This window comes from Enterobacter sp. Li2LvB3 (assembly GCF_056156645.1).
Genome location: NZ_JBSICG010000001.1, coordinates 116931 through 141494, shown reverse-complemented (window position 1 = coordinate 141494; position 24564 = coordinate 116931). Strand labels below are relative to the sequence as shown.

Below are 24564 nucleotides of genomic sequence, written 5' to 3'. Positions count from 1 at the left end.
ATTAAGCCTTGTCGCGCTTTTGCCGGCCTTCACCAGGCAATAGCTCGTCCTCACGAAAAGCCTCCCGCTTGATACCGTAACCATCATGCCACCGACACTCCACCATTCCGCTGGAATATCCGGTGACAATCATGCGTGGACCGCCATTCTTGGGCTTAACTTCATCACTGACCAAAAAGACCATACCTGCCTCCTGTATCAGGGTGAAACTGTTTCAATTTAGACGAGGAATGGCCTTTTTGCATCCCTGAGAAGGTAACAATTAGTGCGACGTTCCACGCATCTTTTCGACCAGTTTTACCACCGCGACCACCACGCCACCGATGATAAATCCCAGTACCAGATTTACCAGAGTCGGTACAACCGCCGCCGCAATGGCTCCTTGTCCCGAGGCAAACTGTTCAATAGCGTGGTGAAGTGGCGCAATGCCGTGTACCACAATCCCGCCCCCCACAAGGAACATAGCCAGGGTACCCACAACCGATAATATTTTCATCAGCCACGGCGCCAGCACCAGTAACCCTTTACCAACTGTCTGCGCAATAACGCTCGACTTCTCGGCCAGCCAGTAGCCCATATCGTCCAGTTTGACGATAATCCCCACCAGACCATACACCCCCACGGTCACCAGAATCGCGATACCAGAGAGGATCAGCACCTGATTAAGCAGCGGCGATTCAGAGACAATCCCGAGCGTAATCGCCACGATTTCCGCCGACAGAATAAAGTCGGTACGAATGGCGCCTTTGATCTTATCGCGCTCGAAAGCCGTCGGGTCCTGAGCGGCAAGCGCCTCCAGACGTTGCTGGCGCGCCAGTGGCGTCTCATTTTCTTTTCGGGACGCAAATGAATGCAGGACCTTTTCCACGCCCTCAAAACAGAGAAACGCCCCCCCCACCATCAATAGCGGTGTAATGGCCCACGGAATGAAGGCACTAATCAGCAGCGCCAGCGGCACCAGGATCACTTTGTTAATAAACGATCCCTTTGCCACGCCCCAGACAACCGGCAATTCACGGTTTGCCCGCACCCCGGTCACCTGCTGGGCATTCAGCGATAAATCATCCCCCAGGACGCCGGCGGTCTTTTTTGCCGCCAGTTTTCCCATGACCGAAATGTCATCCAGCAAGGTGGCAATATCGTCCAGCAATGTTAACAAGCTACTTCCTGCCAAAATCTCTATCCTTCTTTTTTTGGTAATTAAGTGAATAGTATGGAGCAAAAGCCAAAACCCTGGAACAGGCACCTCAAGTCAACAAAAAATTCACATCAACTACACAATTAAAGGGCTCGCCAGCGAGATAGTTTTCACGTTTACTATCAGCGACCTTTTTATTTCGTCGTGAGGGACTATGCGTTTCCGGCACCTGTTACCGCTCCTTGGAGCGCTTTTTTCACTGTATATCATCTGGGGTTCCACCTATTTTGTCATTCGTATCGGTGTGGAAAGCTGGCCCCCCCTGATGATGGCGGGTACGCGTTTTCTCTCGGCGGGCGTGCTGCTGACGGCCTTTTTATTGCTGCGTGGGCATAAACTCCCGCCTCTGCGCCCGATGTTAAATGCGGCCCTGATTGGCGTACTGTTGCTGGCCGTGGGTAATGGTTTTGTAACCGTGGCAGAACACCAGAATGTGCCATCCGGCATCGCTGCGGTGGTCGTGGCCACAGTGCCGCTGTTTACGCTGTGCTTTAGTCGTCTTTTCGGTATCCGGACCCGTAAACTGGAATGGATGGGAATTGGTATCGGGCTTGCGGGGATTATTCTGCTTAACAGCGGCGGCAATCTGAGCGGAAATCCGTGGGGGGCAATTCTTATTCTGATTGGCTCTATGAGCTGGGCGTTCGGTTCCGTTTATGGCTCCCGCATCGAATTGCCGTCCGGCATGATGGCAGGTGCGATTGAGATGCTCGCGGCAGGTGTTGTGCTGTTCATCGCCTCCATGATTTCAGGTGAAAAACTGACAGCAATGCCGGATTTATCAGGTTTCCTGGCCGTAGGGTATCTGGCTCTGTTTGGCTCCATTATCGCCATCAACGCATATATGTTCCTGATCCGTAATGTTTCGCCTGCCGTGGCAACCAGCTATGCCTACGTCAACCCGGTTGTGGCCGTATTGCTGGGAACGGGATTCGCGGGCGAGACACTGTCGCCAGTTGAATGGCTGGCGTTAGGGGTGATTATTATGGCGGTTGTGCTGGTGACATTAGGCAAGTATTTGCTGCCCGCTAAACCTGTGGTGACGCCTTGTGAGGCGGATAAACTGTAAAAGGGTGAATGCCCTGAGTGTCTATCTGCGCGGCCTGACCGCCGCCGCAGATCCACTCTTCCAGACGCTCGGTAAGCCCTGCATCATCCAGCTTCATTTTGCCGCGTAATGCGCATTCCCACACCACCAGCACCCGCCATCCTTGCGAGATAAGCAGCCCGATATCGCGCGTGTCGCGCGCCACATTCTTGCAAATTTTGTCCAGCCAGAAATCGGTGCGGGTAGCAGGCACTTTGAACAGATAGCAGTTGTGGTGATGCCAGAAACAACCGTGGGTAAAGATGATGCACTGGTAGAGATCGATAACGAAATCAGGACGCCCCGCAAGCGCGGCATCCTGAACCCGAAAATCAAACCCTGCCTGAGTCAGCAACCCTGCCAGCCGTTTTTCGATTGCGGTATCACGCGTGCCGATGGCACGCATATTTTTGCTGCGGGTGGCCTTATTGTGCACATCCGTCATTGACGGTCTCACTCTCACGAAGCGCAACGGCCTGTCTGATGCGTGATGCCAGCAATTTTGCTACCGCAGCAAACGCCGGAACTACCACCGAGTTACCAAACTGACGATACGCCTGGGTGTCGGACACCGGAATACGGAAGTTATACCCTTGCGGTGTTTCAAAACCCATCAGCCGGGCGCACTCGCGTGGAGTTAAACGGCGCGGCCGGTGAAGCTGGTTCTGCGGGTCGTCAAAATCCTTCTCGCCCAGTGTTTTATCCCATCCACGGTCGATGAGGATCTCTGCGCCATCTTTGTAATAGCGGGCCGATAAAGTACGGGTCACACTGCCCGGCTCTTTCGGGTTAACCATACCGAAGCCGAAGCCATTACCTTTGGCCTGGTGCTTTTTGGCATAGCGATAGAGGTACTTCCACAGCACTGGCGTCAGGATGAACTTCGCGTCCACAGCAGGCTCCAGCAGTTCAGCAACGGTTAGACGACGCGCCGGATACAAAGACGGGATATCCCGCAGGGTGAAATCCCCCTTCAGATTAAGGTCGCGACGGAATCCCACCAGCACAATGCGCTCACGATGTTGCGGCAGGAAATGTTTGCCATCGATAATTTTCGGATCGTCGGCTCCCATATCCTGTGAATCCGCCACATCGTAACCAAGGTCATCGAGCGTTTGCATGATGATACGGAAGGTTTTCCCGCCATCGTGGCTCTTTAAATTCTTCACGTTTTCCAGCACAAAAATGGCCGGACGGCGGGCATCAATAATACGGGCCACATCAAAAAACAGCGTCCCCTGGGTGTCGCAGGCAAAGCCGTGGGCGCGTCCTAACGCATTTTTCTTCGACACCCCGGCTAACGAAAACGGCTGGCACGGGAAGCCCGCCAGCAGCACATCATGTTCCGGGATGGTCTGGCGTATATGTTCAGCAGCGTCTTTATCGGTTACACCGTCTTTATGGCTCAGGGTCGCTTCGCGGATATCGGCATTAAACTGGTGGCTGGCAGGATCGCAATACCAGTTCGCTTTATAGGTGCGCACGGCATGTTTGTTCCATTCGCTGGTAAACACGCACTGGCCGCCAATGGCTTCAAAACCGTGCCGGATACCGCCGATACCGGCAAAGAGATCGATAAAACGGAAAGCATAGTTCGGGTGTGCAGCCGGAGGGCGCGGAAGCAAATTTTGCAGATAGCGATATTCGCCGTCGCTCAGACGATGCCCCGCCCGCTCGCTGGTCAGCAGTCTTTTCAGTATTGCCGGGCTCCAGTGGCTTTCACCGTAAGCCTCCAGCTGGTTTGCCAGGCTTTTTGCATCATAGATATCCAGCAACTGACGCAGTAATGCCTGCACAGCTACCGTAGATTTCGCCGCCTGCGCTGGCGCGGGTTCAGTCACTGATCGATTTTCCTGCATTCTTTTAACCGGACAATAAAGACTGGAAACAGATTACCACAGTTCAGGCCTGCAAACTGCGACGGAAGCGGCTCTGCACCTGGCTGTCGACACCCAGGCAGTCGCCCTGTAATTCGGCGCTCAGTTTCGCCATAAACTGAATCAGGTAATCGGCATTGTGACGTGCCATGTCGCGCCCGATTTCCGTTTGCATGGTTTCGGGCAGACGCAGCAGTTTGGTCTGGAAATGATCCAGTGCAAAGGCTTTGTCATTCAACGTACGTGAATCGGCAAAGGGATCATTAGCATCAAACAATGGCACGCCTAATGCCCCCGATACGGCAAAAACACGCGCCAGGCCAATGGCGCCAAGTGCTTCAAGCCTGTCAGCATCCTGGACAATTTTCGCCTCCTGAGTGCGAGGCGCGATCCCGGCGCTAAAGCTGTGCGCTTCTATTGCATGTTCCACGGCACTGTAGCGCTCTGGCGGAAAATCAGGGAAATCGTCCGCCAGGATCTGGCGTGCCTTGCGTGCCGCAAGCGCTGAGGACTGGCTGCGTTCAGGGTGATTTTTTGGCAGGCTGACAATGTCATGGAAATAGCATGAGGTGAGCACCACCAGCGGATCGACGGCCTCGTTCACCATCATCTTCTGCGCCGTCAGCCAGACCCGGCGAAAGTGCGAGATATCATGTGCGGTATCATCGGTAGAATGATGTTGCTCCAGCCAGCTTTCGAAGCGGCGTTGCCACTGCGCAAGTTCCATAATCTTGTCCTGTCGCCAAAACGGCTACAATAGCAACTTTCCGTACGGCTATCACGGCCTGTCGGCACGGGGACGCGTGTACCAGGCAATCCCACCCAGAATCAGGCCAACAGCACCCAGAACTAAAAACCCCAGGAATGCGCCAAGCCATTTACCGCTGGTTGACCCTAAATCGCCCTCCACAACGGCACACGACACGGCAGGAATTTTACTGACAACCCACACATAGCGGACCATGGCCCACATGAAATATCCACAAAATGCATAGAACACCCACAGGGCCAGTTTGCCTCCCAGGCTACGATCGTTTTTTTGTTCCATTCTCAACCCCAGTTTCACGGTCGCTACGTTACCGATTTCACATCGCACATTCGTTTTTGTGATTTTTATCACATTTTTTCGCTGAATGCTGGCTCTGGCGGCACTTTCTGCACCTCAGTTTGCGTTAAGTTGATCTCAGACAAATTTCCCACACCGCGCTTGCCACTTTGCATGGTGAAGGCACAAATTCCGATTCCCCTTCATTTAAATCGTTTGCGTAAAATACAATTACAGCAGAAAACGTTTTTCTTCCATCACCTATTTTTTATAGCCATTTATTTCAATGAGATATTTAATGAACGTGTTTTAAAACCTCGAATAAATACATACAAAATACAAATACCAAAGCCCAAAATTCGTTCTAACTCATTTACAAAATCAATAACCGCAACTCACAGACAACACATAACACCATGAAAATATAAGCATAACTCATGAAAATACTTTTCCAGCACTCATATATTTGAAAAATAAAGAGATAAATAGAAATATATTGAAATAAAAACAATCATTTAATTACATTTATTTTTGAACGAATTTCACATCACATAGAATAGTATCGACGCTGTAATTACGGAGGGTGATTACGTATATTCATAGAATCTATATTTATAGGGAATATATAATGAAAAGAAAAGTTCTGGCAATTCTTGTACCCGCAATGTTAATCGCAGGCGCAGCAAATGCGGCTGAAATTTACAACAAAAACGGTAATAAAGTTGATTTCTACGGCAAAGTAGACGCTCGCCATACCTTCTCCGACAACGTCGGTGATGACGGTGACGGGACTTATGTGCAGATTGGTTTCAAAGGCGAAACCCAAATCAACAGCGAACTTACGGGCTACGGCCAGTGGGAATACAAATCATACGCTAACAATACTGAAAACTCAGGTGCTAATGCCTTTACCCGCCTGGCATTTGCGGGCCTGAAGTATGCAGAGTACGGCTCATTCGATTATGGCCGTAACTACGGCGTGGTATACGATGTCGAATCCTGGACCGATATGCTGCCAGTGTTCGGTGGTGATACTTACACCTGGACTGACAACTTTATGGTTGGCCGTGCTAACGGTGTGGCTACCTACCGTAATACCGATTTCTTCGGTGCCGTTGAAGGTCTGGATTTTGCCATTCAATACCAGGGCAATAACGAAAGCCCTTCAAACAACCAGGAAGGCACCAACAACGGCCGCAGCGTTCGTTTCCAGAACGGCGATGGCTGGGGTATCTCCTCTACCTATAATTTCGCAGAAGGTTTCAGCGCTGGTGCTGCATATGCCTCTTCTGACCGAACCAACGAACAGGTGCGTAACACCAACGCTGGTGGTGACAAAGCTGACGTCTGGACCGTTGGCCTGAAGTACGATGCTCGCGATATCTACCTGGCCGCCATGTACGCAGAAACCCGTAACATGACCCCTTACGGTGACTTCGGCGTTGCAAACAAAACCCAGAACGTCGAAATCACGGCTCAATACCAGTTTGACTTTGGTCTGCGTCCATCCGTTGCTTTCCTGATGTCTAAAGGTAAAGACCTGAACTCCGCGTTCGGGAATGACAAAGACCTGGTGAAATACACCGATATAGCAGCAACCTACTACTTCAACAAAAACATGTCAGCCTACGTTGATTACAAAATTAACCTGCTGGATGAAGACGATGCCTTCTACAGCGCCAACGGCATCAGCACTGATGACGTTGTGGGTATCGGTATGGTTTACCAGTTCTAATCCCCCAAAAACACCAAAGCCCGCTTCTTGCGGGCTTTTTTGTCTCACGCTTTAGTGATTAAGGCGCTTCCTGCAAGGCCACCCGAATAAATCCATTATTCTGTGAAAGCAGTTCATGGGCATTCCACGCATCCAGGCCGGTCAGCACCATCAGCACGGCGGTTTTACAGTTGTGATTGCAGCTTTCCAGCGCGGCTTTCGCTACCGCCCGGGTACAGCCGCCCGCTTCCATCACGATTGCAATTTGCCGTTCTGTCCATTTGGTACTACTGGCTTCAAGATCCACCCGCAGATTGCTGTAAACGCGCCCGCTACGAACCGCCAGACCGGTGGTCACCATATTAAGGATCATTTTCTGGGCGATCCCGGCTTTAGTGTTGCTAAAACCCGCCACCACATCAGCGCCCAGCTCAGGTGCGATCACCATGCTCGCCAGCTGTGCCGCTTCACTTTGCGCATCGCTGGTGATGACCGCCAGCGGCGACCCCAACGACCAGGCGTGTCGCATTGCTCCCCACACCCACGGCGTTTTACCGCTGACGGTCAGGGCCAACATCATATCGTGCTCGCCAAATTTGATTGCCTGGAGTTCGGCCACACCCCGTTCATAATTTCCGGCGCCGTCACCCGCCGTAAGGGCAATAACGGGATGCTTGCCTGGTGCATACTCTTTCGCCGCCTGTTCTGCTACCCGCCCGGAAGGCCCCGCCCCCACAATCACCAGGCGGCCGCCATGGCTCAGGGTTGCCGCAGCGTTATCAACCACGCGGGCAATGGTGTTTAAAAATGGGGTAATGGCAGAGGAGATGTTTGCGTCTTCCTGGTGAATGACTTGCAGCATGTCCAGCGTGGATAATCTATCAATGTTGATCGTGCTGGAATGCCGTCTTTCCTTGACTGAACCGGTAAGCATAGTGCTCATAAACAGCCTCCTTATTATGAGTTCACACACACTATAAAGGGTTTTATATAGATGACATGCGAGGAGGTTCACGAAAAGAGGAGCAAAGGCAAGTTTTACATAGCTTTAAGAAACGCCCGTCATCGGCGATAATTAGCCCTTTCTTATTCATCGCGGAGTGTTGATGAGCGATTTGCAGCCTTTTCCCCTGACGCGCAAGCGCCCCATGAAGCTGAACACACTGGTCACCCTGATGGTCTGCGCCATTATCGGATCGGTACTGCTGGTCGTGTTCGCGCTCTATTCTGTGCAAATCACCAGGGCAACGCGCGATGATGTTAAAGATACCGCCCTGGGGATTGCCAGAACGCTGGCCGACAGCCCGGAGGTCAAGCGCGGGCTGATGCAACCGCCGCAGGCCGATATCATTCAGCCCATTGCGCAGGCCATCACGCAGCGCAACGATCTGCTGTTCACGGTCGTGACCGACATGCGGGGGATTCGGTACTCTCACCCGAACGAAGCGCTCTTAGGGCTACATTTTATCGGGGATGACCTGACCCCGGCGCTGGAGGGAAAAGAGAATGTCTCCGTCAATCGGGGCGTACTCGCAGAGGCGCTGCGTGTGTTTACCCCCATCTATGATGCGCAACACGAACAGATTGGCGTTGTCGTGGTGGGGATTTCACTCAATAAAGTTGAAGAGCAAATCACGCGCGGGCGGCAAAATGCCCTCTGGACCATCCTGTTCAGTATCCTGATGAGCTCTCTTGGGATCTGGGGCCTGGTCCGCGTCCTGAAGCGTATTCTGTTTGGTCTGGAGCCTTATGAAATCTCCGCGCTGTTTGAGCAACGTCAGGCGATGTTACAGTCCTTGCGTGAAGGAGTTGTCGCCGTCGACATTCACGGACGGGTCACGATGATAAACCACGCAGCCCGGCAGATTTTGCTGCTGCCATCGGGTCAATCCGCTGAAAACTCGGGTGAACCACCCCACTCCCCTCTGCTGGCAAGCCTGAGAGAGGTGTCAAAAACCGGGGTTGCCCGTCAGGATCAGGAGATCAGCTGCAACGGCCGTTTGCTGCTCTGTAATATGGTGCCTGTTAAGAGCCAGAATCAGGTGATTGGGGCCATCAGCACTTTCCGTGATAAGACTGAAATCAGCCAGTTGATGCAACGCATTGACGGCATGGTCAACTACGTCGATGCCCTGCGTTCCCATACCCACGAGTTTATGAATAAGCTGCATGTTATCCTGGGTTTGCTGCACATGAAGCGTTACGACAAACTGGAAGAGTACATTATCCAGACCGCGCAAAATTACCAGACTGACATCGGCGCGATTCAGGGCAAGATTAAGTCCCCGGTGATCGCGGGCTTTTTACTGGGCAAAATTAATCGCGCCAAGGAGGCCGGTTTTACCCTGACCCTGGCCGATGAGTGTCTGCTCCCGGATTGCACCAACGAAGAACAGGTCGCGGTGCTCATTACCGTGCTCGGTAATTTGATTGAAAATGCACTGGATGCGATGACGGGCCAGCGCGAAGGCGAAATTAGCCTGCTACTGCACTACCAGAATGGCTGGCTCAGCTGTGAAGTTAGCGATGACGGCCCCGGAATTGACCCCGTGCGGCTGGAAGATATTTTTAATAAAGGCTACTCAACGAAAGGTGAAAACCGTGGTGTTGGGCTGTTCCTTGCTCGCCAGCAGATCCACAACCTCGGCGGAGACATCACCGTCGAGTCGGAACCTGGCGTTTTTACCCAATTTTTTGTTCAGATCCCCTGGGATAGCGAGAGGAATATCGCGTGATAAATGTATTAATTGTCGATGATGATGCCATGGTAGCCGACCTCAACCGTCTGTATGTTAACCGCGTTGAAGGATTTAGCTGCTGCGGCGTCGCCTCCACGCTCAACCAGGCCGAGGCGTATATTAATAATCCGGCTCAGCCTATCGATCTGGTGCTGCTGGACGTCTACATGCAGCAGGATAACGGGCTGGATCTCCTGCCTGTCATTCGCGCATCTGGTCGCCAGATTGACGTCATCATGATCTCTTCAGCATCCGATGCGGTGACGATCCAGACATCCATGCATTACGGCGTGGTGGATTACCTGATTAAACCGTTCCAGTTCCCGCGTTTTGAAGAGGCGCTGAATGGCTGGAAGGCGAAACACAGCCTGATGGGATCGCACCAGTATTATGAACAGGCGGATGTTGATCGGCTGCTGCATGGTGGCGCGCCGGAACTGGCAGACAGCAAGCGTCTGCCGAAAGGTTTAACTCCACAGACGTTGCGCACCATTTGTCAGTGGATCGACGGCCACCCGGATATGGAGTTTTCAACCGACGACCTGGCAAACGCAGTGAATATTTCGCGGGTGTCGTGCCGCAAATACCTCATCTGGCTGGCGCAAATCACCATTCTGTTCACCAGCATTCACTACGGCGCAACGGGGCGTCCGGTGTATCGCTACCGGCTCCAGCCGGAACAGATTGGCCTGCTCAGACAGTACTGTCAGTAACGCGGTAATCGTTATCCAGCAAGGTAAAGCGGAAGAGGTGTTTAGATGAGAAAACCACCTCTTTCGCTTTCGTGACGAAGATGGCTTCAATGTCAGGCCGCGCCCGCAACGCCACGCAGCCCTTCTCAATCCCCATGCCAAACATCAGCGTAGTCCAGATATCGCCGTCGATAGAGTTCTTTGAAACAATCGTCACGCTGTCCAGCTCATTATCCAGCGGATAACCGGTGTGCGGGTCAAGAATATGGTGATAACGTTTACCGTCTTGCTCAAAGTAACGCTCATACGTTCCGGAAGTCACAACGGACATATTCTCGACGTCCATCGAGCCAATCAGTTCATCCGCGGCAAACGGTTTTTTCAGCCCCACGCTCCAGCCGCCTTCCGGCGATCCCAGCGTCTGGATGTTGCCGCCCAGGTTAATCAGCCCCAGGTCTGCGCCCTCTTTACGCAGGTAATCGCGCACCCTGTCGGCGATATACCCTTTGGCGATGGCACCCAGGTCAATTTCCATTCCCGCTTTGGCCAGCCATACGCTGCTGTTTGCCTCATCAAGCAGGACATCTTCGGGCCGGGTAATCGAAAGCAGTGAAGCAATGTCGTCAGCTGGTGGTACGGTGTCGCCCTTAAAACCAATTTTCCAGCGTTTCACCAGCGGGCCGATCGCCAGATTAAAGGCACTTCCCGGGTACAGGCTGGCGGCTTTTGCGCAGCGAATAAGTTCAAATACAGGCTGGCTGACGGAAACCGGGTGACGCCCGGCCGCATGGTTGATATCCATCACCTGAGATTGCGCGCGGTTTACGGTGAGCAAATCTTCATACTGTTTGATTAAACGGAAAACGCGGGAGGCAAGCGCCTCGTCGTGGGAAAAAAGTTTCAGAAGGATGGGCGAACCCATCAGCACGGCGGAATAACTGTAGACACGATTGGCAGACGGCATGGACAGGGCTCCTTGGTTGACATGCCGGATGCGCAACGCGTATCCGGCCTACGGGTCAGGTGCCATTTGTACGTTTCATGCCCGGTAAGCACAGAGCTACCGGGCATGAGGCCATTACATTTTCGAACGCATCGCTGCCTGATGTCCGGCAAGCGTACCAAAAATAATGATATCTGCCACTGCGTTCCCCCCAATACGGTTACCACCGTGGATACCGCCAACCACTTCACCTGCGGCGAATGCCCCCGGGATAACCTGGTAGTCGTTGTCCAGCACACAGGTTTCGGTGTTGATGGTTACGCCACCCATCGTATGGTGTACGCCCGGCGCAATCTGAATGGCATGGAATGGCCCTTCGTTGATTGGCGCACGCAGTGCGGTGGTACGGCCGAAGTCATCATCGTGCTGTTTTTCAACAAAGCCGTTATAGCGTTCGAGCGTTGCCAGGAAAGCGTGATAATCCATTCCTAAGGTTTCAGCCAGGGCTTTTGGTGAGCTGGCACTGGTGACGAAACCTTTGGCGATATACTCATCAGCAGCTTTGTTTTTCGCACGGACATGCTCATCAAAGACGATGTAAGCGTATTTTTCAGGCAGGGCAATAATCTGGGCAGAGACTTTATCGCGCGTCTCCATTTCATTGAAGAAGCGGTTCCCCTGCTGGTTCACCAGAATCGCACCGCCACCACGGATGGATTCGGAAATCAGGTAAGAGGTTTTCTGCTCAACGGTCGGGTGGATCTGAATTTCGCCCATATCAACAGTACCAGCGCCGATACGCTCCAGCAGCGCGATACCGCCACCTGTTGCACCTTTATGGTTAGTGGTCACGAAACCTTCCAGATCCGGACGGTATTTCACGACCATCTGGCTGTTGGCGCTGAAGCCGCCGGTGGCGACAATTACGCTTTTGGTGGCCACGGTGACGGTTTCGTTATCCTCGGTTGTCAGGCGTACACCGGTCACTTCGCCGTTTTCGAAAATGATGTCACTGACGGAGGTATCCAGCATCACGTCGATGTTGCGTTTGGTGACGTTACGCACCAGGCCGCTTATCAGATATCCGCCCACCGCAGAACCATCTTTCGGACGGTGAGTACGGTCAATGCTCATCCCACCGGTGGTGGTGATGTCGTTGAGCATGATGCCGCGGGTTGCCAGCCATTCGATCGCCTCTGGCGCGTTTTCCACAAAGCGACGCAGCAGTTCCGGGTTGTTCTTGTTGCCGCCGCCTTTGAGGCTTTCCTGGTAGAACAGCTCTTTGCTGTCCTGAATGCCTTTCACACGCTGGAAGCGGGTTTCCGCTGCGTTCATCCCGGCAGACGCTTTAATGGTGTTACCGCCGATGGTTGGCATTTTTTCGACAATCAGTACACTCGCACCTTCATCATGCGCCTGAATCGCCGCCGCCAGGCCTGCGCCACCGCTGCCGATAACCACCACATCAACAGATTTGGTTTCGTTTGGGTCGGCACCTTCTTCCGCTGCCAGTGCTTTGCTGGATTTGAGCATTGCTTTGGAAACAGCTTTTTTCACCGCTTCGCTCTGGCTGGTGGCACCAGTGATGGCATCCACATGCGGGGTGTTGGCATCCAGAATACGGGAGCGGATCTCTTCAAAACTGGTTACAAACTCCACGTCCTGGCTCGGGCCGAACGCCAGTTCGATGTCCGCAATACGGTCCGTTTCGAGGCTGACGTTAATCATCAACTCGTTTACATCGTCCTGCACTTTTTCAGCGAACATGCCCGGTTTGAATTTTGATTCGCCCATGCTCATATCGCGGATCATCGCTTCCACCAGCGAGAAGCGCCACAGCGGTTCCGGGATGCTCAGCGCTTCGCGTTGGGTGCTGTCCATAAACAGCTCAAGGGTTTCACCGGCAGCAATACGGTCGGTCCAGTCAGGATACGCGATGGTCGCACGACCAACGGCAATCAGATCGTAACCCTTGTCTATGGCGTTATTAGCATCAGCGGCATTCACCACACCGCCCACGCCCATGACCGGGATTTGTGCCAGCGTGTCGGAACGCATCGCGCAGTATTTTTCGATAAGTGGGGTTGGGTCTTGCGTGTCGACAATTGACGGGCGCAGCGTTGCCCCCACGGAGAAGTGCAGATAATCCACACCACGGGCCGCCAGTTTTTCCAGCAGGTACATGGTGTCATCAAAACGGATGCCAGGGACTTCCATCTCTTCAGGCGAGAAACGGTAGCCAATAATGAACGCGTCATCCGCGTACTGGCGTACCATTTTATGGGTTATCTCCAGTACGGCCAGCGGGAATTTCGCGCGGTTATCGCGGCTGCCACCCCACTCGTCAGTACGCTGGTTAGAGTTCGGGGAGTAAAACTGCTGGATCAGGTAGGTATTTGCACCATGGATTTCGACGCCATCAAAACCCGCCTGAATCGCACGACGTACGCCTTCACCAAACTTGCCGATCATGCCTTCCACTTCTTCGGTGGTCAGGGCAACCGGGGTTGCGGCGCCCTCGCGCGGCGCGGCAACTGCGCTCGGCCCAACCGGTGTACGCCCGCCGATCAGTTTTGGGTCGACCATACGGCCGCCGTGGTAAATCTGAAGAAGCGCTTTAGAACCATTGGATTTGATCGCCTCGGCGATTTTTGCCAGGCCGGCGATTTTTTCGTCGTTATCGATACCGATAGCGCCCGGGAAGGCAAGCCCAAGATCGTCGATAAAGCAGCATTCAACAATGATGGTACCGATGCTGCCGGAGCGTGCCCGATAGTACTCCACCAACTCGCTGGTTACCGTACCATCGTAATAGCCGGTACAGGTTGTCATCGGAGCCATTAATAAGCGGTTTTTAAGTTCAGTACCGTTTGGCAGAGTGAAAGGGCTAAGGATGCGTTCGTTAGTACTCATAATAGAAACTCCAAACTTTAAAATTTAAGAATTCGTTATCGGGCTCAGTTTTATTTCGATTTTTTATGCCGATGTCATGATATTAATATAATGATTTTTTTAGTTTCTAAAGCTATTACGTTAGTTATAAAACTATTTAATCCCTTCGGTAACATTAATAACACATTGGTGTTAGTAATATAAATTACTTTATTCACAATAATTTAAACACCGTTAACCTTTCACTTACCAATCAGCACCTGAGCAACACACATAAAACCCAACAAAAACAACAAAATAACCAAAATAACCCATCTCGAATGTTATCAAAAAGAAACAATTTAAATAATAAAACCAATAATATCCACATAGCTCTATAGGGTTATTTGCGAAAGATTAAAAATACTCCTGCGATTCTATTTTATTGATCGCGATCAACAGACCTGGCATCCAAAGGCGCAATATATAAACATCATCATTTTTTAATTTAACGCATCCAGAAATGCGTTGAGTCGTTATTAATGAAATTACAAAAACGCACCTTTAATAACTAAAAAAAGCAAAGAAACTAAAGAAAGCGAATTTGTCATTTCTGCATAAACCGAATTTTTGACAACTTAAGACGTGAAATTATGAATACAAAAACTGCTGTAACGCCCCCGGTGGCGAGTAAGGCAACAGACGGAAACGCAAAACGTCTGCTGATGATGGCTCTGCCAATTATCGTTGCCGTGCTGCTTCTGTTTGTTCCCGTTCCTGAAGGGTTGCCACCTTATGCATGGCACTACTTCGCTATCTTTGTGGGCGTGATCGTGGGGTTAATCTTCGAACCCCTGCCAGGCGCCGTTATCGGCCTGACGGGTGTCGTGGCTATTGCCCTGTGCAGCCAGTGGGTGCTTTTTAGCCCTGAACAACTGGCCGACCCTAAATTCAAACTGGCGGGCGCCTCCTTTAAATGGGCGGTGAGCGGTTTCGGTAACTCGACCGTCTGGCTGATTTTCGGTGCTTTCATGTTTGCAGCAGGTTATGACAAAACCCGCTTCGGTCGCCGTCTGGCGCTGATTCTGGTGAAGTATCTGGGCCGTCGCAGCCTGACGCTCGGTTACGCCATCACATTCGCGGACTTGCTGCTGGCACCGTTTACGCCATCCAACACCGCACGTAGCGGCGGCACAATCTACCCTATCATCGCTAACCTGCCGCCGCTGTATGGTTCAAAACCTAATGACCCAAGCGCGCGTAAAATTGGTTCGTACCTGATGTGGGTGGCGATCACTGCGGCCTGTATCACCAGTTCTATGTTCCTTTCTGCTCTGGCACCTAACCTGCTGGCGCTGGCGCTGGTGAAAAGCACCGTAGGGATTAACATCTCCTGGGGTACCTGGTTCATCGCCTTCCTGCCGCTGGGCGTGCTGTTGATTATGGTGATGCCACTGCTGGCCTACTGGTTCTACCCACCAGAAGTCAAAGTGAACGACGAAGTGCCGCTGTGGGCAAGCCGTGAACTGGAAAAACTGGGCAAACTGTCCCGTAATGAAATCCTGCTGTTGGTGTTCGTGTGCTGTGCACTGCTGATGTGGATCTTCGCTGCTGCGTGGATCGAACCGGCAATGGCTGCCCTGTTAATCGTGGGTCTGATGCTGTGGACTGGCGTACTGGAATGGAACGACATCACCGGTAACAAAGCCGCATGGAACACCTTCGTCTGGTTTGCCACCCTGGTCGCACTGGCCGATGGACTTTCCTCAACCGGCTTTATCAGCTGGCTGGGTAAAGAAGGTGGCCAGCTGATGAGCGGCATCTCTCCGGGTGTTGCAACTATCGTTCTGCTGCTGGCGTTCTATCTGCTGCACTACCTGTTTGCCAGCACCACCGCGCACACCACGGCTCTGTTGCCAGCGATGCTGACCATCGCCTCCACCATTCCGGGCATGAATATGGAAGTGTTTGTCCTGCTGATGGTGACGTCACTGGGTATCATGGGGATCATCACCCCATACGGTACTGGCCCAAGCCCGATTTATTACGGTAGTGGTTACCTGCCAACCAAAGACTACTGGCGCCTGGGCACTATCTTCGGTGCCATCTTCCTGGCAGCCCTGCTGCTGATTGGTTATCCGTGGATGTCCATGATGTTCTGATTTCTGACCGCCGGACCAATCCTCCGGCGGTTTAATTTTTGTGGAGCAAGTTATGTCAAACAAACCCTTTTACTACCAGAACCCCTTCCCTCTCGCGCACGACGATACCGAATACTATCTGCTGACCAAAGAGCACGTTTCTGTTAGTGAGTTCGATGGAAAGGAAATCCTCAAAGTTGAGCCTGAAGCCCTGACTCTTCTGGCACAGCAGGCCTTCCACGATGCCGCCTTTATGCTGCGCCCGTCTCACCAGAAGCAGGTCGCCGCTATCCTGAACGATCCACAGGCGAGCGAAAACGACAAGTACGTCGCGCTGCAATTCCTGCGTAACTCAGAGATCGCCGCCAAAGGCGTATTGCCAACCTGCCAGGACACCGGCACGGCAATCATTATGGGTAAAAAAGGCCAGCGCGTCTGGACCGGCGGCGGCGATGAGGCCGCACTCAGCCAGGGCGTGTATAACACCTATATTGAAGACAACCTGCGTTATTCACAGAATGCCGCGCTGGATATGTATAAAGAGGTGAATACCGGTACCAACCTGCCTGCGCAGATCGATCTTTATAGCGTTGATGGCGACGAGTACAAATTCCTGTGCATGGCAAAAGGCGGCGGTTCAGCCAACAAAACCTATCTGTACCAGGAAACCAAAGCGCTGATCACCCCGGCGAAACTGAAAAATTACCTGGTCGAGAAGATGCGTACCCTGGGTACAGCGGCCTGTCCTCCTTATCATATTGCCTTCGTTATCGGCGGGACTTCTGCTGAAAGCACCCTGAAAACCGTGAAGCTGGCGTCCACCCGTTACTACGATGGTTTGCCAACTGAAGGCAACGAACACGGCCAGGCGTTCCGCGATATTCAGCTCGAACAGGAACTGTTGCAGGAAGCGCAAAACCTGGGGCTTGGCGCGCAGTTTGGCGGCAAGTACTTCGCCCACGATATCCGCGTGATCCGCCTGCCGCGTCACGGTGCTTCTTGCCCAATTGGCATGGGCGTCTCTTGCTCCGCAGACCGTAACATCAAAGCGAAAATCAACCGCGACGGTATCTGGATTGAAAAACTGGAACATAACCCAGGCCAGTACATTCCTGATGCACTCCGCCAGCAGGGCGAAGGCGAGGTGGTCAGCATTAACCTGGATAAGCCAATGACCGAGATCCTGGCACAGCTTTCTGCTCATCCAGTGTCTACACGCTTGTCTTTGAACGGTACCATCATCGTGGCGCGCGATATCGCCCACGCCAAACTGAAAGAGTTGCTCGACAATGGCGAAGAACTGCCGCAATACGTAAAAGATCATCCGATCTACTATGCAGGCCCGGCGAAAACACCTGAAGGCTATGCCTCCGGCTCGTTAGGCCCAACCACCGCTGGCCGAATGGACTCGTACGTGGATTTACTGCAATCGCATGGCGCGAGCATGATCATGCTGGCAAAAGGTAACCGCAGCCAGCAGGTGACCGATGCCTGCCACAAACACGGTGGCTTCTACCTCGGCAGCATCGGCGGCCCGGCAGCGGTACTGGCGCAAAACAGCATTAAGAGCCTGGAATGCGTGGCGTACCCGGAACTGGGCATGGAAGCTATCTGGAAAATCGAAGTGGAAAACTTCCCGGCGTTCATTCTGGTGGATGACAAAGGTAATGACTTCTTCCAGCAGATCCAGAACAAACAGTGCGCGGGTTGTACGCAGCGTTAAGCACCATCGCGTAACCTGGTAAAACAGACTGCACTATTCAAAAGCCTGCTCCCGCAGGCTTTTTTATTCCCATCGCTTTCATATAAAAGTCCCCTTCGCTTGTTGCTAATTGTGTGAACTCAAAGGGATAAAATTGGGTGCTAACCAGCAGATGACATGATAAAAAAGGCATCGTAACGTGAGACAGGATCAGGCTGATAAGTTTGAAGCAACACTGGCAAAGAGAGGGGAATTTATCCTTCCGGTAGCGTAACCTCTACTCTGGTTATCAACACAAATCCGTTCAGACGCTCTGGCAACCCTGTTTTGGTGGTTGCCACCATGCCGGATTGTTTGGCATGTTAACAGACCTGACCTTCCAATTTTGTTCAAGTAACGAGTTTGCGAGCAAAGCGATGATTAAGTGGCCCTGGAAATCGAATGATGCAGGTCGAAATACGGCGCTGCCCTGGGATGAAGCGCTGGCTATCCCTCTACTGGCTAATCTCCCGCCGGACGACCAGGCAAGACTGGTTCAGCTTGCCGATCGTTTCTTGCAGCAAAAACGCCTGGTTGCACTTCAGGGATTTGAACTGGATGCGCTGAAAAGTTCGCGTATCGCCCTGCTCTTCTGCTTACCGGTTCTGGAACTCGGCATCGAGTGGCTCGATGGATTCCACGAGGTGCTGATTTACCCGGCGCCGTTTGTTGTTGATGACGAATGGCAGGATGATATCGGGCTGGTGCATAACCAGCGTGTCGTGCAGTCGGGGCAAAGCTGGCAGCAAGGGCCAATTATCCTCAACTGGATGGATATCCAGGACTCTTTCGATGCATCCGGGTTTAACCTTATTGTTCATGAAGTGGCGCATAAGCTTGATACCCGCAACGGCGACCGGGCTAGCGGCGTACCGCTGATACCCTTACGCGAAGTGGCGGGATGGGAACACGACCTGCACGCGGCGATGGATAATATTCAGGATGAAATTGATCTGGTTGGTGAGAGCGCCGCCAGCATCGATGCCTATGCAGCTACCGATCCTGCGGAGTGTTTCGCCGTGCTGTCGGAGTATTTTTTCAGCGCCCCCGAGCTTTTTGCACCGCGTTTCCCGGCCCTGTGGCAGCGCTTTTGCCATTTTTACCAGCAAGATCCGTTACAGCGTTTACGTAAAAATAGCGAGTATGGTGGCAATTCATCCACTCAAGTACACTAAAACAACATTTTGAAGCTTAATTAATCATTTGAATCAGCATGTTAATTTTAGTGTTGACACAAATTAGAGAGGCCATTAACATGCGCCTCGTTCACACGATTCCTCTGTAGTTCAGTCGGTAGAACGGCGGACTGTTAATCCGTATGTCACTGGTTCGAGTCCAGTCAGAGGAGCCAAATTTGAAAAGCCTGCTTTTAAAGCAGGCTTTTTGCTTTTCTGCGTTCCGTAAAACTGCCGGGTGGCGGCTTCGCTTTACCCGGCCTGGTGAACCCTAATCTGGCTAAATCTGATAATCAATCGCCACTTCTTCTGGCTCCATCACCTGGCGTTTGATCTCATCCACCGACAGCCCCGCATTGCATAGCTCGATAAACCGCCACACATAGTTTCGCTGTAGCTGCCCGCGTTTCAGGCCGAGCCAGACGGTGTTGGCATCGAACAGATGACGGGTATCGAGGCGCACAAGATTTCCCACCTCACGCTCACCGCCGGACTGCTCCGCCACAAGGCCGATCCCCAGCCCCAGCTCAACATAGGTTTTGATCACGTCGGAGTCCTGCGCGCTCAGCACCACGTCCGGCGTCAACCCTTTGCGGTTGAACGCCTCATCAATACGTGAACGCCCGGTAATCCCTTGTCGATAGGTAATAAGCGGCCATTTGCCGATCTCTTCGAGAGTCAGCGGCGAAACCTGATTAAGCGGATGGTCAACCGGCAGCAGCAGACTGTGATACCAGCGGAACCACGGGAAGGCCACCAGCAGCGGATCGTTACTCAGACGCTCACTCGCAATCCCGATATCTGCCCCGCCGTTTTGCAGCAATACTTCAATTTCCTGAGGCGTACCCTGGATAAGCTCCAGACGCACATCAGGGAAAAGTTCGCGAAACGCTTTAATCACCGGCGGCAAACTGTAACGTGCCTGGGTGTGGGTAGTGGCAATGGTCAGCACACCGGAAGCGTCGTTGGTGAAGAGATCGGCCAGGCGGCGAACGTTACTGGCCTCGTTGAGAATTCGCTCAGCGATGGTCAGTAACGCTTTACCGGGCTCCGTCATACCAAGCAGACGCTTACCACGACGAATAAAGATCTCAATCCCAAGCTCCTCTTCCAGCTCGCGGATATGGCGGCTGACGCCGGACTGAGAGGTATAAAGCATGTTGGCAACTTCGGTCAGGTTGTAATCCCGCCGCGCTGCCTCACGGATAATTTTAAGTTGCTGGAAATTCACGATTCACTCCGGCGCATCTGACATAGCTCTATTGTTAGAGTTAGCTGACCCGCAGAACAAATAATAAAAACCAGCATCTTATGCTTTTATGGAATATCAGCTTACGAGTTGCAGCTCGCGGTTTTCCAGCGACGGTTTGCTCACCAGAGACATCAGGATCTCTTTTACTGCCTGCGCCTGCGGCGACAAAGAGCCCCGCGCGGACATATTCAGCGACAGCGGTAAGCTCATGGATGGTGTCGTGATCCGCGCCATCCAGCCATTCGCTGCGGTGCACAGTGAGCGAGCCGCTGATTCTGGCAACACGGTAACCCCCATTCCGCTGGCAATGGCAGCCGTCAGCGTGGAGATTGAGTCGATTTCACCGATGATTTTTGCCGTCAGACGGCGCAGAGAAAACGCTTCATCCACACGGACACGCACGGCGCTGTAATCACGCGGCAGGAAGAGATTCATCTCCGCGACGGCGGTCAGGTCAATGCTCTGCCCCGGGCAATCACGGGTTCCCACCAGGTACAGATCTTCTTTCAGCAGCGGCTGGCTGGTGATACCGGCAACCGGGGAGCGATCATACAGCACAGCCATATCCAGCTGCCCGCCCAGCAGTTTTTCATTCAGCACCGAACCACTGTTTTCGTGCAGATAAACCAGCACGTCAGGTAATTCGGAGCGTACTGCCTGCAACAGCGGCATGGTAATAGAAGAAGCGGCAGTGCCTGGCGCCAGCCCAATAGAGACATGTCCGCTCAGCGTCTGGCCCACGTTATTCACAGCCAGTTGTGCTTGTTCACACTGGCGCAGAATCGTACGTGCGTGGGTATAAAGGATCTTGCCGGCTTCGGTTGGCGTCACGCCACGCTTTGTACGGATCAACAGTTGCTGATCCATCTCACCTTCCAGAGTGGCCACCTGCTGACTCAGCGCAGGCTGCGCGATATGCAACACTTCCGCGGCCTGGGTCAGGCTGCCGATATCGACGATTTTTACGAAGTATTTCAGTCGTCTTAAGTTCATTTTGCCCCCTGTTCGATAATGCAGTGCCGGTACTGGCTCTAATTGTTGAAGAGGTTTTTGCAATATGAATGCCAGTTTTTATAAGAGGTCTGATATGTCTGCTAAACGCCTGAAAATAAGGAAATCTAATCGTCAGTGTCAGTTTTATTACCGAAACAGCGGTTTAGGATCTGCCCCATAAGGGGTATGTTTGCACTATAACGGTGCAACCCGTTGTCAAAAACACCACTTTGCTGATTTTGTCAGCAAACGATCAAAAGGTGGTGATCCACCCTTTGACAAGGGTAACTGACATCGATAATATGCGCCCCGTTCACACGATTCCTCTGTAGTTCAGTCGGTAGAACGGCGGACTGTTAATCCGTATGTCACTGGTTCGAGTCCAGTCAGAGGAGCCAAATTTGAAAAGCCTGCTTTTAAAGCAGGCTTTTTGCTTTTCTGCGTTCTGTAAAACTGCCGGGTGGCGGCTTCACCTTTCCCGGCCTACAGAAGCTATCCGCAACGTCAGGGTCCAATCTTCACTGGCATCCCGGAGCGACGTTCCAGCACGCTGGCAGCCCCCTCATTGTTAAGCTCTGCACGCATGGCAGAGGAGATAGGCAGCGGCACTTTATTTGTTGATTCAAATTCCGCACGATTACGCGACAACGGCTCGTGCACTTCCAGCCAGCGACTGCCATCCGGTTCGGTGGTCATTTTGACCGGCTGATCGATTATCTGAACGCGCGTCCCGACCGGAACCTGGTCGAACAGGTATTTGATATCATTGTTGCGCAGACGAATGCAGCCCTGGCTCACGCGCAGCCCGATACCAAAATTGGCATTCGTGCCATGTATTGCATACATTCTGCCAATATAAATGGCATACAGACCCATCGGATTATCAGGGCCGGCGGGCACAAAGGCTGGCAGGGTTTTGCCTTCCTGAGCATAGGCCCGGCGCGTATTCGGTGTCGGCGACCAGGTCGGCCCCACCTGTTTACGTTGCACGGATGTCACCCAGTTACGCGGTGTTTCACGTCCGGCCTGGCCAATCCCAATAGGCAGCACCTCAACGGTGTTACCGCCTTGTGGGTAGTAGTACAGACGCATCTCTGCCACATTCACCACAATCCCTTCCCGTACCGTATCTGGCAGGATCAGCTGCTGGGGAATAATAAGTTGTGAACCTGCTCTGGGTAAAAACGGATCCGCGCCCGGGTTGGCCTCCAGCATATTGCTGAGCCCCTGATCGTATTGCGCAGCAAACGCTTCAAGCGGCAAGGTACTGCCATGTGGAACGGTAATAACCTGCGTGCTCCCCACCAGCCGGCTTCCTTCTGGGGGCAACGGGTAACTTAACGCCAGCGCACTCTGACTGACCATTAAAGCAGCAATACAACCAAACAAACTTACACGACGCATAATCCCTTCCTCAGTCGTTCCACGTATCAGATAAGTATAGTCTTTTTTATTGTTCTTACCGTCCCGCAGCGCCTCATTATGGGCACTTTTTGTGAATCATCAGGAAATAAAATCAGTTTCCTCATGCCCCCTGTCGCGGTAGTCTCATATGTTCCGCCAATATGACGGATGCAATGTGAGTAACCTTTTCTTATACCAATAATTAAAATCAGTACAGACAGGACAACTATGGACTCCACCCTCACCTCCGCACGCCCTAATGAGGAGACACCTTCGCTCAATCGTGCCCGCCGCGCCGCTCTCGGTAGCTTCGCAGGGGCCGTCGTCGACTGGTATGATTTTCTGCTCTATGGCATCACTGCCGCCCTGGTATTTAACCGTGAATTCTTCCCCCAGATTAGCCCTGCGATGGGCACACTGGCCGCGTTTGCCACGTTCGGCGTGGGATTTCTGTTCCGCCCTCTCGGCGGCGTGATCTTCGGCCACTTTGGCGATCGTCTCGGGCGCAAGCGGATGCTGATGCTCACCGTGTGGATGATGGGCGGTGCCACCGCGCTTATCGGTATCCTGCCGTCATTTGCCTCTATTGGCTGGTGGGCACCCGTTCTGCTGGTCATCCTGCGTGCGATTCAGGGTTTCGCCGTTGGCGGTGAATGGGGGGGGGCTGCGCTGTTGTCTGTGGAAAGTGCGCCTAAGAATAAGAAAGCGTTTTACAGCAGCGGTGTGCAGGTGGGGTATGGCGTTGGCCTGCTGCTCTCAACCGGGCTGGTATCGCTGATTAGCCAACTGACTACCGACGAGCAGTTCCTGAGCTGGGGATGGCGTATTCCCTTTATCTTCAGCATCGTTCTGGTGATAGCGGCACTGTGGGTGCGTAACGGCATGGAGGAATCTGCGGAATTTGAGAAGCAGCAGCAGCAGGAGAAACCGGTGGTTAAAAAACGACTGCCCGTGATGGAAGCACTTGCCCAGCACCCTGGCGCTTTTCTGAAAATTATTGCCCTGCGTCTGTGCGAGCTGCTGACCATGTATATCGTCACCGCTTTCGCCCTTAATTATTCGACGCAGAATCTGGGGTTACCGCGCGAGCTGTTCCTGAATATCGGGCTGCTGGTGGGTGGCATAAGCTGTCTGACTATCCCCTGCTTTGCCTGGCTGGCCGACCGGTTTGGCCGCCGCCGCGTCTATATCACTGGCGCGCTGATTGGTACGCTTAGCGCCTGGCCATTCTTTATGGCACTGGAAGCACAGTCAGTCTTCTGGATCGTCTTTTTTGCCATCATGCTGGCAAATATCGCGCATGACATGGTGGTGTGCGTGCAGCAGCCCATGTTTACCGAACTGTTCGGCGCGAGTTATCGCTATAGCGGTGCTGGCGTAGGGTATCAGGTTGCGAGCGTGGTGGGCGGTGGGTTTACCCCGTTTATTGCTGCCGCGCTGGTCACCTTTTCCGGGGGTAACTGGCACAGCGTGGCAATTTATCTGCTGGGTGGCTGCCTGGTTTCGGCGGCAACAGCCCTGTTGATGAAAGAGACCTCTCACCCTTGATCCCCAGGCGGAAGCCGTTGCTTCCGCCGCTGTTTTACGTGTCAGGGCTGTTGCGGCAGCCTTTTGTCATATCCCTGAATACCGACTTTTGTTTCACACTCCTGTGACATACTATCGGGTGTAGCCGCACACCTGTGGAACAAGG

At 52.8% G+C, this 24564-nt stretch carries 20 protein-coding genes and 2 tRNA genes; 10 read left to right on the top strand and 12 right to left on the bottom strand.

All coding sequences use genetic code 11. The features are described 5' to 3' along the window. Nucleotide 1 precedes the first annotated feature (1 nt). Together ACS603_RS00620 and ACS603_RS00615 are read right to left on the bottom strand one after the other, a co-directional pair. Entirely contained in the window at nucleotides 2–184 is a 183-nt protein-coding gene (locus ACS603_RS00620) for a YodC family protein (RefSeq protein ID WP_014070867.1), read from the bottom strand. A 78-nt stretch (nucleotides 185–262) separates the two neighbouring features. Next, nucleotides 263–1174, bottom strand: coding sequence for a DUF808 domain-containing protein (locus ACS603_RS00615; RefSeq protein WP_409050240.1), 912 nt, complete (start codon nucleotides 1172–1174; stop codon nucleotides 263–265). A gap of 178 nt (nucleotides 1175–1352) precedes the next feature. Here ACS603_RS00615 and yedA point away from each other — a divergent pair, with 178 nt between their 5' ends. Then, entirely contained in the window at nucleotides 1353–2267 is a 915-nt protein-coding gene (yedA, locus tag ACS603_RS00610) for a drug/metabolite exporter YedA (protein WP_182061589.1), read from the top strand. Here yedA and ACS603_RS00605 read toward each other — a convergent pair. The 4 genes from ACS603_RS00605 to drpB form a co-directional block, all read right to left on the bottom strand. After that, a complete protein-coding gene (locus ACS603_RS00605) occupies nucleotides 2227–2730 on the bottom strand; it encodes a very short patch repair endonuclease (RefSeq protein ID WP_474943584.1) in 504 nt (167 codons plus the stop codon). The genes yedA and ACS603_RS00605 overlap by 41 nt on opposite strands. After that, a complete protein-coding gene (locus ACS603_RS00600) occupies nucleotides 2711–4126 on the bottom strand; it encodes a DNA cytosine methyltransferase (protein WP_474943629.1) in 1416 nt (471 codons plus the stop codon). The genes ACS603_RS00605 and ACS603_RS00600 overlap by 20 nt, the downstream gene beginning before the upstream one ends. 61 nt (nucleotides 4127–4187) lie before the next feature. Continuing rightward, entirely contained in the window at nucleotides 4188–4889 is a 702-nt protein-coding gene (locus ACS603_RS00595; protein WP_182061592.1) for a phosphohydrolase, read from the bottom strand. Nucleotides 4890–4940: 51 nt separating this feature from the next. Beyond that, nucleotides 4941–5210: a cell division protein DrpB gene (drpB, locus tag ACS603_RS00590; protein ID WP_182061593.1), complete on the bottom strand. Its 270-nt coding sequence runs from the start codon at nucleotides 5208–5210 to the stop codon at nucleotides 4941–4943. A gap of 625 nt (nucleotides 5211–5835) precedes the next feature. On the opposite strand from drpB, the gene ompC reads away from it, so the two are divergent. Then, the gene (ompC, locus tag ACS603_RS00585) at nucleotides 5836–6942 is read left to right on the top strand and encodes a porin OmpC (protein ID WP_474943583.1); all 1107 of its coding nucleotides are present in this window, start codon (nucleotides 5836–5838) and stop codon (nucleotides 6940–6942) included. Nucleotides 6943–7000: 58 nt separating this feature from the next. Here ompC and ACS603_RS00580 read toward each other — a convergent pair whose 3' ends face one another. Then, nucleotides 7001–7864 carry an N-acetylmuramic acid 6-phosphate etherase gene (locus ACS603_RS00580; RefSeq protein WP_182061595.1) on the bottom strand — a complete coding sequence of 288 codons (864 nt, stop codon included), beginning with the start codon at nucleotides 7862–7864 and terminating at the stop codon, nucleotides 7001–7003. Nucleotides 7865–8027: 163 nt separating this feature from the next. Between ACS603_RS00580 and ACS603_RS00575 the strand changes: the two genes are divergently transcribed. Beyond that, complete coding sequence (locus ACS603_RS00575) at nucleotides 8028–9656, top strand: sensor histidine kinase (RefSeq protein WP_182061596.1); 1629 nt, start codon at nucleotides 8028–8030, stop codon at nucleotides 9654–9656. Next, nucleotides 9653–10372 carry a two-component system response regulator DcuR gene (gene dcuR, locus ACS603_RS00570; protein WP_182061597.1) on the top strand — a complete coding sequence of 240 codons (720 nt, stop codon included), beginning with the start codon at nucleotides 9653–9655 and terminating at the stop codon, nucleotides 10370–10372. The genes ACS603_RS00575 and dcuR overlap by 4 nt, the downstream gene beginning before the upstream one ends. Here the strand turns inward: dcuR and ACS603_RS00565 are convergent. After that, nucleotides 10353–11315: an FAD:protein FMN transferase gene (locus ACS603_RS00565; RefSeq protein WP_474943582.1), complete on the bottom strand. Its 963-nt coding sequence runs from the start codon at nucleotides 11313–11315 to the stop codon at nucleotides 10353–10355. The genes dcuR and ACS603_RS00565 overlap by 20 nt on opposite strands. Nucleotides 11316–11429: 114 nt before the next feature. Continuing rightward, a complete protein-coding gene (locus ACS603_RS00560; protein ID WP_474943581.1) occupies nucleotides 11430–14207 on the bottom strand; it encodes a flavocytochrome c in 2778 nt (925 codons plus the stop codon). Between the two features lie 611 nt (nucleotides 14208–14818). Between ACS603_RS00560 and ACS603_RS00555 the strand changes: the two genes are divergently transcribed. The 4 genes from ACS603_RS00555 to ACS603_RS00540 all read left to right on the top strand — a co-directional run bounded on the left by ACS603_RS00555 (nucleotide 14819) and on the right by ACS603_RS00540 (nucleotide 19398). Further along, nucleotides 14819–16327: an anion permease gene (locus tag ACS603_RS00555; protein ID WP_220458423.1), complete on the top strand. Its 1509-nt coding sequence runs from the start codon at nucleotides 14819–14821 to the stop codon at nucleotides 16325–16327. A 52-nt stretch (nucleotides 16328–16379) separates the two neighbouring features. Next, nucleotides 16380–18029: a class I fumarate hydratase FumA gene (gene fumA / locus ACS603_RS00550; protein WP_182061600.1), complete on the top strand. Its 1650-nt coding sequence runs from the start codon at nucleotides 16380–16382 to the stop codon at nucleotides 18027–18029. A gap of 395 nt (nucleotides 18030–18424) precedes the next feature. Beyond that, entirely contained in the window at nucleotides 18425–19222 is a 798-nt protein-coding gene (gene mtfA / locus ACS603_RS00545) for a DgsA anti-repressor MtfA (protein WP_315686095.1), read from the top strand. Between the two features lie 100 nt (nucleotides 19223–19322). Next, nucleotides 19323–19398: transfer RNA gene (locus tag ACS603_RS00540), tRNA-Asn, on the top strand. 104 nt (nucleotides 19399–19502) lie between these two features. Here the strand turns inward: ACS603_RS00540 and cbl are convergent. Together cbl and nac are read right to left on the bottom strand one after the other, a co-directional pair. After that, entirely contained in the window at nucleotides 19503–20453 is a 951-nt protein-coding gene (gene cbl, locus ACS603_RS00535; protein ID WP_182061631.1) for an HTH-type transcriptional regulator Cbl, read from the bottom strand. A gap of 96 nt (nucleotides 20454–20549) precedes the next feature. Further along, nucleotides 20550–21467 carry a nitrogen assimilation transcriptional regulator NAC gene (gene nac / locus ACS603_RS00530; protein WP_315686096.1) on the bottom strand — a complete coding sequence of 306 codons (918 nt, stop codon included), beginning with the start codon at nucleotides 21465–21467 and terminating at the stop codon, nucleotides 20550–20552. Nucleotides 21468–21789: 322 nt separating this feature from the next. Between nac and ACS603_RS00525 the strand changes: the two genes are divergently transcribed. Then, nucleotides 21790–21865: transfer RNA gene (locus ACS603_RS00525), tRNA-Asn, on the top strand. Nucleotides 21866–21971: 106 nt separating this feature from the next. Here the strand turns inward: ACS603_RS00525 and ldtA are convergent. After that, nucleotides 21972–22871 (bottom strand): L,D-transpeptidase, encoded by a 900-nt coding sequence (gene ldtA / locus ACS603_RS00520; RefSeq protein WP_182061632.1) that lies wholly within the window; start codon nucleotides 22869–22871, stop codon nucleotides 21972–21974. Between the two features lie 228 nt (nucleotides 22872–23099). Between ldtA and shiA the strand changes: the two genes are divergently transcribed. Next, entirely contained in the window at nucleotides 23100–24419 is a 1320-nt protein-coding gene (gene shiA, locus ACS603_RS00515; RefSeq protein ID WP_315686101.1) for a shikimate transporter, read from the top strand. Nucleotides 24420–24564: the final 145 nt, after the last annotated feature.

Bases quoted from the DNA above. Each gene is read 5' to 3' on its own strand.
- ACS603_RS00620 (WP_014070867.1), bottom strand. From the start codon at position 184: ATGGTCTTTTTGGTCAGTGATGAAGTTAAGCCCAAGAATGGCGGTCCA.
- yedA (WP_182061589.1), top strand. From the start codon at position 1,353: ATGCGTTTCCGGCACCTGTTACCGCTCCTTGGAGCGCTTTTTTCACTG.
- ACS603_RS00605 (WP_474943584.1), bottom strand. From the start codon at position 2,730: ATGACGGATGTGCACAATAAGGCCACCCGCAGCAAAAATATGCGTGCC.
- ACS603_RS00595 (WP_182061592.1), bottom strand. From the start codon at position 4,889: ATGGAACTTGCGCAGTGGCAACGCCGCTTCGAAAGCTGGCTGGAGCAA.
- drpB (WP_182061593.1), bottom strand. From the start codon at position 5,210: ATGGAACAAAAAAACGATCGTAGCCTGGGAGGCAAACTGGCCCTGTGG.
- ompC (WP_474943583.1), top strand. From the start codon at position 5,836: ATGAAAAGAAAAGTTCTGGCAATTCTTGTACCCGCAATGTTAATCGCA.
- ACS603_RS00580 (WP_182061595.1), bottom strand. From the start codon at position 7,864: ATGAGCACTATGCTTACCGGTTCAGTCAAGGAAAGACGGCATTCCAGC.
- ACS603_RS00575 (WP_182061596.1), top strand. From the start codon at position 8,028: ATGAGCGATTTGCAGCCTTTTCCCCTGACGCGCAAGCGCCCCATGAAG.
- ACS603_RS00565 (WP_474943582.1), bottom strand. From the start codon at position 11,315: ATGCCGTCTGCCAATCGTGTCTACAGTTATTCCGCCGTGCTGATGGGT.
- ACS603_RS00560 (WP_474943581.1), bottom strand. From the start codon at position 14,207: ATGAGTACTAACGAACGCATCCTTAGCCCTTTCACTCTGCCAAACGGT.
- ACS603_RS00555 (WP_220458423.1), top strand. From the start codon at position 14,819: ATGAATACAAAAACTGCTGTAACGCCCCCGGTGGCGAGTAAGGCAACA.
- fumA (WP_182061600.1), top strand. From the start codon at position 16,380: ATGTCAAACAAACCCTTTTACTACCAGAACCCCTTCCCTCTCGCGCAC.
- mtfA (WP_315686095.1), top strand. From the start codon at position 18,425: ATGATTAAGTGGCCCTGGAAATCGAATGATGCAGGTCGAAATACGGCG.
- nac (WP_315686096.1), bottom strand. From the start codon at position 21,467: ATGAACTTAAGACGACTGAAATACTTCGTAAAAATCGTCGATATCGGC.
- ldtA (WP_182061632.1), bottom strand. From the start codon at position 22,871: ATGCGTCGTGTAAGTTTGTTTGGTTGTATTGCTGCTTTAATGGTCAGT.
- shiA (WP_315686101.1), top strand. From the start codon at position 23,100: ATGGACTCCACCCTCACCTCCGCACGCCCTAATGAGGAGACACCTTCG.